The organism is Variovorax sp. P4_B11, from assembly GCF_056402355.1.
Map to the genome: position 1 here is coordinate 93,914 of NZ_JBFUHO010000024.1, position 11,742 is coordinate 105,655.

Annotated in this window: 12 protein-coding genes and 1 pseudogene; 2 read left to right on the forward strand and 11 right to left on the reverse strand. The window is 71.4% G+C overall.

Translation table 11 applies throughout. From position 1 onward, the window contains the following. Positions 1-87: 87 nt before the first annotated feature. Genes AC1DYD_RS21380 through AC1DYD_RS21390 form a run of 3 tightly spaced genes read right to left on the reverse strand, consistent with a single transcriptional unit; the run spans position 88 to position 3,252 of the window. Entirely contained in the window at positions 88-1,119 is a 1,032-nt protein-coding gene (locus AC1DYD_RS21380; RefSeq protein ID WP_478174751.1) for a LacI family DNA-binding transcriptional regulator, read from the reverse strand. A 47-nt stretch (positions 1,120-1,166) separates the two neighbouring features. Beyond that, the gene (locus AC1DYD_RS21385; protein ID WP_478174752.1) at positions 1,167-2,549 is read right to left on the reverse strand and encodes an amidase family protein; all 1,383 of its coding nucleotides are present in this window, start codon (positions 2,547-2,549) and stop codon (positions 1,167-1,169) included. A gap of 28 nt (positions 2,550-2,577) precedes the next feature. Then, positions 2,578-3,252: a histidine phosphatase family protein gene (locus tag AC1DYD_RS21390; RefSeq protein WP_478174753.1), complete on the reverse strand. Its 675-nt coding sequence runs from the start codon at positions 3,250-3,252 to the stop codon at positions 2,578-2,580. Positions 3,253-3,324: 72 nt separating this feature from the next. Here AC1DYD_RS21390 and AC1DYD_RS21395 point away from each other — a divergent pair, with 72 nt between their 5' ends. Beyond that, a complete protein-coding gene (locus AC1DYD_RS21395) occupies positions 3,325-4,035 on the forward strand; it encodes an alpha/beta fold hydrolase (protein WP_478174754.1) in 711 nt (236 codons plus the stop codon). Positions 4,036-4,046: 11 nt separating this feature from the next. Here the strand turns inward: AC1DYD_RS21395 and pcp are convergent, their stop codons facing one another. The 8 genes from pcp to AC1DYD_RS21435 form a co-directional block, all read right to left on the reverse strand. Next, complete coding sequence (pcp, locus tag AC1DYD_RS21400; RefSeq protein WP_478174755.1) at positions 4,047-4,694, reverse strand: pyroglutamyl-peptidase I; 648 nt, start codon at positions 4,692-4,694, stop codon at positions 4,047-4,049. Then, positions 4,691-5,428, reverse strand: coding sequence for a 5-oxoprolinase subunit PxpA (pxpA, locus tag AC1DYD_RS21405; RefSeq protein WP_478174756.1), 738 nt, complete (start codon positions 5,426-5,428; stop codon positions 4,691-4,693). Before pxpA ends, pcp begins: the two co-directional genes overlap by 4 nt. Next, the gene (locus AC1DYD_RS21410; protein WP_478174757.1) at positions 5,418-6,458 is read right to left on the reverse strand and encodes a 5-oxoprolinase subunit C family protein; all 1,041 of its coding nucleotides are present in this window, start codon (positions 6,456-6,458) and stop codon (positions 5,418-5,420) included. The genes pxpA and AC1DYD_RS21410 overlap by 11 nt, the downstream gene beginning before the upstream one ends. Continuing rightward, a complete protein-coding gene (gene pxpB, locus AC1DYD_RS21415; protein WP_478174758.1) occupies positions 6,458-7,132 on the reverse strand; it encodes a 5-oxoprolinase subunit PxpB in 675 nt (224 codons plus the stop codon). The genes AC1DYD_RS21410 and pxpB overlap by 1 nt, the downstream gene beginning before the upstream one ends. Continuing rightward, positions 7,125-7,628 carry a pantetheine-phosphate adenylyltransferase gene (gene coaD / locus AC1DYD_RS21420; RefSeq protein ID WP_286506056.1) on the reverse strand — a complete coding sequence of 168 codons (504 nt, stop codon included), beginning with the start codon at positions 7,626-7,628 and terminating at the stop codon, positions 7,125-7,127. Before coaD ends, pxpB begins: the two co-directional genes overlap by 8 nt. A gap of 45 nt (positions 7,629-7,673) precedes the next feature. Then, entirely contained in the window at positions 7,674-8,327 is a 654-nt protein-coding gene (locus AC1DYD_RS21425; RefSeq protein WP_478174759.1) for an RsmD family RNA methyltransferase, read from the reverse strand. A 212-nt stretch (positions 8,328-8,539) separates the two neighbouring features. After that, a complete protein-coding gene (locus AC1DYD_RS21430) occupies positions 8,540-9,964 on the reverse strand; it encodes a M16 family metallopeptidase (protein ID WP_478174760.1) in 1,425 nt (474 codons plus the stop codon). A 17-nt stretch (positions 9,965-9,981) separates the two neighbouring features. Next, entirely contained in the window at positions 9,982-11,445 is a 1,464-nt protein-coding gene (locus AC1DYD_RS21435) for a M16 family metallopeptidase (RefSeq protein ID WP_478174761.1), read from the reverse strand. Between the two features lie 29 nt (positions 11,446-11,474). On the opposite strand from AC1DYD_RS21435, the pseudogene AC1DYD_RS21440 reads away from it, so the two are divergent. Continuing rightward, positions 11,475-11,742 (forward strand): annotated as a pseudogene (locus AC1DYD_RS21440) (signal recognition particle-docking protein FtsY); the annotation flags it as partial.

Here is an 11,742-nt window from a genome sequence, read left to right on the forward strand (position 1 = left end):
TTTGAAATGGTAGCGCTACCTTAGATAAACCAATGATAGCGCTACCGTTCCGGGAAGAAATCAGAATCAACTAGGGGTTTGTACGGATCAGGCGCTCTCGCGCTCGACGATCGAGAAGCCGATGTCCACCACCCGTGGCCCGACTTGCCGACCCTCCGCCCGGTCGACGATGAACTGGGCGGCCTGGCGGCCGATGGCCGTGCCGTCGATGCGCACCGTCGTCAGTGCGGGATGCAGGTCGGCGGCGAATTCGAGGTCGCCGAAACCGACCACCGCGACCTGGCCGGGCACGGCCACGCCGCGCGCCTGTGCCTCGGTCATGACGCCGAGCGCCAGCAGGTCCGAACTGCAGAACACGGCATCGATGCCGGGCGCTTCGCGCAGCAGTTGCGCCAGCGCCGTACGGCCGCTCTTCAGCGTCGTCGGCGCCGGCACCCGAACCACCGCCACCTCGGGCAGCCCGGTGCTGCGTGCGGCTTCCTGGAAGGCCTGCAGCCGCCGGAAGGCGCGCTCGTCGTCGCCCGCGACGACCGCCAGCCGGCGCCGGCCCCGGGCATGGAGGAATTCGACCACCGCGCGGCCGACGGCGGGGTGCGAGAAGCCCACCAGCATGTCGAGCGGCGTCGGCGTCAGGTCCCAGGTCTCGACCACCGGGATGCCGGCAGCCAGCAGCCGCTTGCGCCCCTCGGGTGAATGCATGATGCCGGTCAGGACGATGCCGTCGGGGCGGCGGCCGATGATGGCTTCGAGCAGCGCGTCCTCGCGCGAATCGACGTAGCCGCTCTGGCCCAGCATCAGCTGGTAGCCGCGTTCGGCCAGCGCCTGGGTCAGCGATTGCACGGTCTGCAGGAACACCGGGCCGGCGATCGTCGGCACCACCGCCGCGACCAGCCGGCTGCGGGTGGACGCCAACCCGCCGGCCAGCACGTTGCGCACGTAGCCGGTGCGCTCGACCGCGGCCGTGACTTTCTTCAGCACCTCGGCCGACACCTGCCGGGGCGAGCTCAGCGCCCGCGAGGCGGTGATCGGCGCCACGCCCGCGAGCCTGGCGACATCGTGCAGCGTGACCGCACCGCTGCCGCGGCGGGCACGTCGGGCGGGGGGCTGCTCGCTGCTCATGCTGCAGATTCTAGGCGCTTGGTAGCGCTACCGAAGGGCCGCACGCCTCAGGCATCGTAGTCGCGTGGCACCACGAATCCGCCGAGCGCGCGCTCCACGGCCTCGGCGAAGGCGATCGTCGTGCGATCTTCCAGGTAGGGGCCGATGATCTGCATGCCGACCGGCAGCCCCTCGTCGCTCCGCCCGATCGGCATGACGGTCGCGGGCAGGCCGGTCAGCGTCGCGAGACTGGACCAGGGGGACTGGTCCTTGTAGGCGATCTCGCGTTCGTCGACGCGCAGCCGCCGCGCCTCCATCTCGCCCTGGTCATGGGCGAAGGCCGGTGTCGGCGCGACCGGGCACAAGACCACATCCCACTGCGCGAAGAACGCGCGCCACCGGTGCGCGATGCTGGCGCGCACGCGGTCCGCGTGGATCCAGTCGCGGTGGCTGATGCCGGCTTCGACGCCCGGCATGTCGGCACCCAGCTGCGCCCACAGCAGCTGGCCCCACAAGGATGCAATCCGCGCCAGGTCCGGCAGCAGCGGGCTGCCACGGCCGACCCGGCAGCCGGCTCGCTCGAGCGCTTCGCCGAGGCGCTGCAGGGCCGAACGTACCGCCTTCGAGGTCGGCACCAGCGGATGCGCGTCGAGCAGCAGCACGCGGAAATCGGCGAGCGCGGCGTGGCGCGCGGGCGGCAGCGCCAGCCGGTAGGCGATCGCTTGCGCATCGTCGGGACCGGCGACCACATCGAGCGCCAGCGCGAGGTCGGCGGCGCTGCGCGCCATCGGGCCGACCACGGCGAGGTCGACCGCCGGATCCGCCGACAGCGCCGGCGTGCCCGGCGGCGCGCTGCCGCGCATCGGCACCAGGCCGTGCGTGGGCTTGTGCGCGAAAACGCCGCAGAAATGGGCCGGCACGCGCAGCGAACCGACCAGGTCGGAGCCGAACTCGAGCGAGACATAGCCCGCCGCCAACGCGGCCGCGCCGCCGCCGGACGAGCCTCCCGGCGTGCGCGCCAGGTCCCACGGATTGTTCGTGGTGCCGTAGACCGGATTGCTGGACTGCCAGTCGGCCAGTTGCATCGCGACGTTGGTCTTGCCGAGAACGACGGCACCGGCCGCCTTCAGGCGTCGGACCAGCACCGCGTCTTCGGCCGCGGACGGCTGCCCCGTACCCGGAATGCCCCAGGTGGTCGGCAGGCCCTCGACGTTGAAGGCTTCCTTGACCGTGACGGGAACGCCCAGCAGCGGGCGGCGTTCACCGCGCGCCAGCGCCGCATCGGCGGCCCGGGCCGCCTCGCGGGCACGCTCGAAATCGCGCACCACCACGGCATTGAGCGCGGGGTCGAGTCGCTCGATGCGCGCGACCGATCGCTCCAGCAGGGCGACGGCCGAGGTCGTTCCGGCTTGCAGCGCCGCGACGAGTTCCCGGGCGGTCGCGTAGTCCATGGGCATCGGTCCGGCGGGTTTCACACGGCTACTTCTTCAGGTGCCGGCTCTGGTCGTAGGTCGGCTGTGCCGGCAGGTCCGCCAGGTGCCGCGTGTCGGCCCAGTCGACGATCTCGATCTGCTCGGGCTGCGCGGCATCGGCGATGCGGATCCGGTTGAAGCCGGCATTGGGGATGTCGCTCTGACGCGGTCCGTTGAGCCCCAGTCCGCGCGCGGTCCGCCAGACCATGTCGAGCACGCCGCCATGCGTGACCACCAGCAGCTTCTGCCCGGTGTGTGCAGTCGCGATGCGGCCCAGCGCCGCGATGATGCGGGCATGGAACTGGCGCGGCGATTCGCCCTCGGGCATCGCATGGTCCTCGCGGAACTGCAGCCAGTCCTCCCAGGCCCGCGGGTGCAGGGTCTGGATCTCGTCGGCGCGCATGCCTTCGACGATGCCGAAGTGCTGCTCGCGCAGCGAGACTGTGGTGAGGATCTCGAGCTCGAGCTGGCGCGCCGCCGGCGTCGCGGTCTGCTGCGCCCGCATCAGGTCGCTGCTGATGAGCTGCTGCACCGGCTCGCCGGCCAGGCGCAGTCCGAGCCGGCGCGCCTGCTCGTGGCCCATGTCGTTGAGGGGAACGTCGATGTGGCCCTGGAAGCGCAACTCGCGGTTCCAGTCGGTCTCGCCGTGGCGGATCAGGATGAGTTCGGTGGTGTTGGGCATAGGCTGGGCTCCATTCTCCCCCGCAGCGCGTGCCGGGCATACGGCGGCGCCCGCTTCGCCGAGAATCCGGACATGCCAAGTCTCGTATTGCTGCCCGGCCTCGCCTGCGACGAACGCCTCTGGGAGGCCCAGCGGCCCGTCCTGCCCCCCGTCCTCGATGTGCGCGTGACCGACGCCCACATGCGCCACGACCGCATCGAAACCATGGCCGCCGCCGTGCTGGCCGAGAACCCCGGGCCCCTGATCCTCTGCGGCGCATCGATGGGCGGCATGGTCGCGATGGAGGTCGCGCGGCAGGCGCCAGGCCGCATCGCCGGCCTGGCGCTGCTCGGCACCAATGCCCGCGCCGAGACGCCCGAGATGTATGAATTGCGGCTTTCGGCCATCGAACTCTTCGAGAACGGCGAGGCCCGCGACGTCATCGAGTTCAACGCCGGCTTCGCCTTCCATCGTTCGCGCGCCGGCGACGCGGCACTGCTGCGGCGCTACGTCGACCTGGTGCTCGACGCCGGCGCGCCGCAGCTGGTGCGGCAGAACCGGGCGCTGATGGCGCGTCCCGACGCCCGCTCCCACCTGCCCGGCTTGCGCTGCCCGGTGCTCGTGATGTGCGGCGACGACGACCGGCTGACGCCGCCCGAATGCTCGCGCGAAATCGCCGCGCTGATCCCGCAGGCCGAGCTGGTCTGGGTCGCGCAGTGCGGCCACATGCTCACGATGGAGCGGCCCGAGTTCGTCAATGCGACGCTCGGCCCCTGGCTGCAGCGCTGGGTCGAGAAACCTTGACCGCCCGGGGGTCAGTGCAACTGGCCGCCGGTTTCGCGTACATCGTCGCGAACCACGAGCGCCGTGGCGATCGCGATGCGCAGCCCGGCGACCACGGTGGCCAGCGCCATGCTCGGAAGCCCCGGCCGCTGCGCCACCTGCTCGGGCAGATAGGGAATGTGGATGAAGCCGCCGCGCATTCCTGCCACCGGCCGGGTCGCGATCCGATGCATCAGGCCGAAGAACAGGTGGTTGCAGACGAAGGTGCCGGCGGTATTCGACACCGCGGCCGGAATGCCCGCGGCGCGCAGGTCGCGCACCATGGCCTTGATCGGCAGGGTCGAGAAATAGGCCGCAGGCGCGCCGGCCACCACCGGGGTGTCGATCGGCTGGCAGCCGGCGTTGTCGCAAATGCGGCCGTCGTCGACATTGATCGCCACCCGCTCGGGCGTCAGCTCGCTGCGGCCGCCGGCCTGGCCGACGGCCAGCACCAGCTGCGGCTGCAGTTCGTCGATCGCGGCGTCGAGTTCGCGCAGCGCGCTACCGAACACGCACGAGATGCGGCGCACATGCACCACGGCGCCCTCGGGGCGCCAGCCATCGAGCGCGCGCACCGCTTCCCAGGACGGATTGACCGCCTCCTGCTCGAAGGGCTCGAAGCCTGTCAACAGGACGTTCACGTCGCCGCCACCGCAATGCCTTCGGCCGCCAGCCGCTCGCGGATGCGGCGCGCGAAGGCCAGTGCGTGCGGGCCGTCGCCGTGCAGGCAGACGGTTTGCGCGTTCACCGCCACCAGGCTGCCGTCGATCGCACGCACCCGGTGGTCGCGCACCAGCGACAAGGTCTGCGCCAGCGAGGCCTCTTCGTCGTCGATCAGGGCGCCCGGCTGGCTGCGCGGCACCAGGCTGCCGTCGGGCATGTAGCCGCGGTCGGCGAAGACCTCTTCCACCGGCACCAGGCCGGCGCGCTCGGCGGCGCCGATCATGCCGCTGCCCGCCAGCCCGAAATAGCGCAGCGAGGGATCGAAGCGGCGCACCGCTTCGCAGATCGCCTCGGCCAGCGCCGGCTCCCTGACCGCCTGGTTGTAGAGAGCGCCATGCGGCTTGACGTGGGCCAGCTTGCCACCCTCGGCCTTGACGATCGCCGCCAGTGCGCCGATCTGGTAGAGCACGCCGGCCACGATCTCGTCGGGCGGCAGGTTCATGGTGCTGCGGCCGAAGTTCTCGCGGTCCGGGAAGCTCGGATGGGCACCGATCGCGACGCCGTTGGCGATCGCCCAGCGCACGCACTGCTGCATGGTGCGGGCGTCGCCGGCGTGCCAGCCGCAGGCGATGTTGGCCGAACTCACCAGGCCCAGCAAGGCCTCGTCGTTGGCGCATCCTTCGCCGAGGTCGGCGTTGAGGTCAATCTGCATGGCTTTCTCCTTGGGCCGGATTCTGCGCCGGCACGGCCCAGCCTGCGGACGCCAGGCCTTGCGCCACCTGCGCCAGGTAGCGCCGGCGCTCGTCCCAGGCAGCAAGGGCTTCGGCCGAATCCACCTGCTGCAGGCGCAGGCGGCCATTGAGCGGGGCCTGGGCCAGCTTCCAGAGGTCGGCGCGGATCACCACGCCGATGCGCGGATAGCCGCCCGTCGTCTGGGCATCGCCCATCAGGATGATCGGCTGACCCGAGGGCGGCACCTGGATCGTGCCCGGGATCACCCCCGAGGACAGCATGTCGACCGCGCGCCGGCGCTTGAGCTCGAAGCCCTCGAGCCGGCTGCCCATGCGGTTGCTCTGCGGCGTGATTCGCCAGGAGCCGCCCCACATCGCCTCGCGCGAGGCGATCGTGAACTGCCCGAACTCGGGGCCCGGCATGACGCGCAGCAAGGTCACACGATCGCCATCCAGGCGCGGCGCAGGGCCGCGGACACCGAAGGGGCTGCGCGCCAGCTGCTGCGCATCGAGTGCCGAGGCGCCGAACATCAGCTTGTCGCCCTTCTTCAGCGCCCGCCCCTGGAGGCCGCCGAACCCGGCCTTGAGGTCGGTGCTGCGCGAACCGAGGATCACCGGCACGTCGATGCCACCCGCCACCGCCAGCCAGGTCCTCAGCCCCGTCTTGAGCGGTGATCGGTTGGCTCCGGCCAGCGCGAGCACCTGCCCGGCAGCCACCGGCAGGCTCCAGTTCGGCCACAGCGCCACGCCGTCGAGCGTGGCGCCGAAATCGTCGCCGGTGATCGCGATCCGCGTGGCGGTCTCGAAGCGAATTGCGCAGCCGCCCATCGTGAACTCGATTCCGGCGGCGCCATCGGGGTTGCCGACCAGGCGATTGGCCAGCGTCATCGCCAGGGTGTCGAGCGCTCCGCCCGGGCAGATGCCGAGGTGGCGATGGCCCGGGCGGCCGAGGTCCTGCACCGAGGCCAGCATGCCCGGTCGCAGGACCGTGAGTCCGGTGCCGGCCGCCATCAAAGCGTCACGCTTTCGACCACGAAGCGCACCTGGTCGCCGGGCCGCAGCCGGGTCGGCTCGGCCGCGCCCGGATCGAACATCTCCAGCGGCGTGCGGCCGATCAGTTGCCAGCCGCCCGGCGAGACCAGCGGATAGATGCCGGTCTGCTCGCCACCGATGCCCACCGAGCGCGCCGGCACCGCCAGCCGCGGCTCCCTGCGGCGCGGCGTCGCCAGCTCCGGCGGCAGCCCGCCCATGAAGGCGAATCCCGGCAGGAAGCCGAGCAGGTACACCACATAGTCGCCCGCACTGTGGCGCTTCACGACCTCGGCCGGAGACAAGCCCGTGTGGCGGGCGACCTCGGCCAGATCGGGACCGGACTCGCCGCCGTAGGCGACCGGAATCTCGATGCGGCGCCCCTGGATGCCGGCCGCGGCCAACTGCGGCCAGGCCGACAGCACCTGCATCTCGAGCTCGACCACGTCGATCTGGGCCGGATCGAACAGCAGGCTCAGGTTGTTCATGCCCGGCAGCGCCTCCTGCACCCCGCGCCACCGCAGCGCTTCGGCGGCCAGTGCCCAGATCCGCTGCTGCTGCGCCAGCGTGGCGGGCGCCGGCAGCTCGCACACCAGGGCCGCCTCGCCCAGCGAATGCAGCCTGAGCGGCGCCTCGCTCACGCGGCGCTCATTCACGACCGAGGCTGCGGACCTTGGCGAGCAGGCTGTCCTGGACGTTGGGCGAGACGAACTTGTCGACCTCGCCGCCCAGCATCGCGATCTCGCGGACGAAGGTGCTCGAAATGAACTGGTACTTGTCGCTGGGCGTCAGGAACACGGTCTCGACCTCGGGCATCAGCGAGCGGTTCATGCCGGCCAATTGGAATTCGTAGTCGAAGTCGGTCACGGCGCGCAGGCCGCGCACCATCGCCTTGCCGCCGCGCGCCACCACGAAGTCGCGCAGGAGGCCCGAGAAGCTCTCGACCGTGACCTGGTCGCTGTAGGGCTTGACCGCGTCGCGCGCCATGTCGATGCGCTCCTGCAGCGTGAACAAAGCCTTCTTGTGGTGTCCCGCCGCCACCGCGACGATGACCCGGGAGAACAGTTGGGTCGCCCTGCGCACCACATCCTCGTGGCCTAGCGTCATGGGGTCGAAGGTGCCGGGATACACCGCGATCACGTTGCTGGACATGCTTTGCTTCCTCCTGATTCGGCCCTGGTGGCACGGTTCGGCGGATTATGCAGCGGCGTTCGCCGCCGGCTGGAGAAGATGGGCATGCACCGCGCCGGCTTTCAGGTAGCGGTAGGCCGCGAGGCCGCGCTCGGCGAGTTCGTCGTCGCTCCAGCGCCGAGCCGCCTCCAGGTAGATCACTCCCTCGGGCCGCAGGGCCCGCAGGGCCGCGCGCAAGGCCGGCTCGTACAGGACCGCGTTCTCGAACGGCGGGTCCAGGAACACCGCATGCAGACTGCCGGCCGGCACGCGCTCGAGCGCCGTGACGCCGTTGCCGCGCTCGATGCGCACCGCGTCGGCATCGAGCTTGGTCTTCAGCGCCTGCAATTGGGCGACCAGCGCCGGGTCCTGCTCGCACAGCAGCACCGAGGCGGCGCCGCGCGAGGCGGCTTCGAGGCCGATCGCGCCGGTGCCGGCGAAGGCATCGACGCACTGCCAGCCCGGCAGCTCGCCGCCGCCGGCGCCGGCCAGGCTGGCGAGCCAGTTGAAGAGGGTTTCGCGCACCCGGTCGGGGGTCGGCCGGAGGCCGGGCTTGTCGGCGACCGCGAGGCGGGTTCGCTTCCACCGGCCGCCGATGATGCGGACGAAATGGGGCGCCTTGGCGAGCTTGCTCGGCTTCGCGGGCGCCGCGGGCGCGGGGGTTCGGGGCTTCGTTTTCACACCCGGAGCTTAACGGCAGCCACCCGCCCGGGCCCGCGGCCGCCGCCGGGCCGCTCCCAAGGCGGCCGGCGCCCCCTCGGGGGGCAGCGAACCACACGAAGTGGGAGAGCGTGGGGGCCCGCGGCCGCCGCCGGGCCGCTCCCAAGGCGGCCGGCGCCCCCTCGGGGGGCAGCGAACCACACGAAGTGGGAGAGCGTGGGGGCCCTATCCCCTCACGGTGCGCCGCCCACCACCACCGTCACCATCTTCTCGGGCTGCAGCTTGCGGGCGAACGCGGCCTTGACGTCGGCCACGGTGATCGCGTTGACGCGCGCGGTCCAGGTGTCGAGGTAGTCGAGCGGCAGATCGTTCCAGGCGATGTTCGCGACATTGCCGAGCAGCTTGCGGTTGCTGTCCAGCAGCAGCGGAAAGCCGCCGACCAGGTTGTCCTTGGCGGCCTTGAGTTCGGCCGCGGTCGGGCCGTCGGCAACGAACTTCGCCAGCACCTCGTTCGACACCTTCACCGCTTCGGCGGCCTGGTCGGGCCGGGTCTGGAAGCCGATGCGGAAGGCGCCTGCGTGCAGCCCCGGCGAAAAGCCGCTGTAGACGCTGTAGGCCAGGCCACGCTTCTCGCGCACCTGTTCGGTCAGGCGAGAGACGAAGCCGCCGCCCCCGAGCACGTAGTTGCCGAGCGTCAGCGCGAAATGATCGGGGTCGGCACGGCGGTAGCCGGGCTGGCCGATCAGCACATGGGCCTGCGCCGAGTCGAAGGGAATGCGCTCGTCCCCGGGTGCCGCCAGCGGCTGCACCTCGGGCACGACCGGCAGCTCGGCGCAGGCGCCACCGGCCGGCAGCCTCGACAGCAGCGTGGTGGCGATGCCTTCGGCCTGCGCGCGCGTGACCGCGCCGACGATGCTGACCTTGGCGCGGCAGGGGACGATCAGGCGCTCGTAGTGCGCGCGCATCGCCGCCACGTCGATCCTGGCCAGCGTGGCCTCGGTCGTTTCGAGGCCGTAGGGATGGGCGCCGTAGACGGCATGCGCGAAGCTCCGCTCGACCCGGGTCGCGGGCTTGGTGTTGGCCTCGCGGATCGAGGCGCCGAGGCGCTCGCGCTCGCGCTTCCACACATCTTCCGGGAAGGCCGGCTCACCGATCTCGCGCGCCGCGAGCCGCACCGCCTTGTCGAGCAGCGCCGGGTCGGACAGCGTGCGCAGCGTGAAGCTGGCGCGGTCAGTGCCGGCGCTGGCGTCGAAATTCGCGCCGAGGTCGGCCCAGGCCTCGCCGAGCGCATTCTGGTCGAGCGCCGGTTCATAGCCCCCCACGCTCGGCACTGACGTGTCCTCGCTGCCCCCCGAGGGGGCTGTCCCGCCTTGGGGCGGCCCGGCGGCGGGACGGCCATTTGCGCGAACGCCCTTCTCGACCATGCCCGCGGTCACCGAGGCGAGGCCGGCCTGAGCCGGCGGATCGCGCCGCCCGCCGGCATCGAAGTCGACCTCGACATCGACGATCGGCAGTGCCTGGGTGGCGGCCAGGTAGACCTTGGCACCGTTCGGCAGGCTCCAGTGCTGGATCGGAATGGCGGCCTGGGCGGCAACGGCCAGAGAAAGCGCCGCGCCGGCGAGGAGGCCGCGCAGCTTGAAACGTCGTGAATCGATCATCGGGATGCAGCCTTGGTTCAGCGCAGCTCGCCCGCGGGCGCTGCAAAGCCGCGCGGGCGGCGGTTGGGTTCGGGCGGCAGCGGCCGCAGGGTGGCGGCCGTCATCTGGTCGTCGCCGAAGTACCTGGCGGCCACCGCCTGCACCTGCTCGGCCGTCACCGCCCGCAGTTTCGCGATGATCCGTTCGCTGGCGTCCAGCGGCAGGCCCTGCACCCAGTTGCTGCCGAGCTCGCGCGCCTGCGCCATCACCGAGTCGCGCTTGTAGGTCTCGCTGGCCACCCACTGCGTCTTGACGCGGGCCAGTTCGGCCGCGCCGACGCCTTCGCGCGCGACCTTCGCAACCTCGGCGCGCAGCGCGGCCTCGAGCGCCTCGGGGGTCTTGCCCGCGGCCGGCACCCCTTCGAGCACGAAGAGCTGCGGCCCACGACCGACGAAACCCGCATAGGCGCCGGCCGAATCGGCCACGCGGTCAGGCCCCTGGGTCAGCGCGCGGTCGAGCCGGGAGCCGGCATAGCCGTCGAGCAGGGCCGAAAGCACCGCCAGCGCATAGGCGTCGTTCTTGGCGGCAGCGTCGAACTGGTCGCCCGTCGCGATCTGCGGCGCGCGGAAAGCCAGCGACACGTAGGCCTGCTCGGCCGGTGCCTTGAACTCGACGCGGCGCACGCCGCGCTGCGCGGGCTCGGTGCGCGGCTTGCGCGGGGGCACCGCACGCGCCGGGATCGAGCCGTAGTACTTCTCGGCCAGGGCCCGCACCTTGTCGACATCGACGTCGCCGGCCACCACGATCGCCGCGTTGGACGGAACGTACCAGGCCTGGAAGAAGGCGCGGGCATCGGCCGGCGTCATCGACTCCAGGTCGCTCATCCAGCCGACCACCGGGCGGTGGTAGGGCGAGGCGGTGAAGATGGCCGCGTTCTGCTGCTCGCCGAGCAGCGCGCGCGGCTGGTCGTCAGTGCGCATCCGGCGCTCCTCCTTGACGACCTCGATCTCGCGCTTGAATTCGTCGTCGGGCCACTGGTTGCTGGCGAAACGATCGGACTCCAGCTTCATGACCTGCTCCAGCTGATCGACCGGAATCTGCTGGTAGTAGCCGGTGTAGTCGCGTGTGGTGAAGGCGTTCTCGCGGCCGCCGAGACCGGCTACGCGACGCGAGAACTCGCCTGGCTTGAGGTTCTTGCTGCCCTTGAACATCATGTGCTCGAGCACGTGCGCGACGCCCGAGGTGCCGTCGACTTCGTCCATCGACCCGACCCGGACCCAGAGCATCTGGACCGCGGTCGGGGCCCGCCGGTCGGGCTTGACAATCAGGGTCATGCCGTTGGAAAGCGTGAATTGCCGGGCCGGAATCGCCGCCGTGGCGGCGCTCGACGAAGCGGCGGGGGGAGGGGCGTCCTGGGCCAGGGCAGGCAGGCTCGACAGCGCGATCAGCACCGAAGCCAGCACCGCACCCGACGCAGCGCGGCGTGGCAAGGGGTGTTTCATAGAATGGCTCGGATTGTAAAAAGCGCCCAATGTTCAGTTTCTTCAAGAAAAAACCTGCGCTCGAGAGCTCGGCGCCGGCTCCCGAGCCCGCGGCCCCGCCAGCCGAAACGCCGGCGGCTGCGCCGAAATCGGTCTTTTCGCCTTCCAGCTGGTTCGGCGGCAAGGCTGCGCCGGCGGAGCCACCGGTTCCGCCTCCGCCACCGCCTCCCGTGGCCGCGCCGACTCCGACGCCAGTTCCCGCGCCCTCTCCGGTCGCGCCGGTCGCCGCGCCGGTCGCCGCGCCGGCCGAGCCGGTGC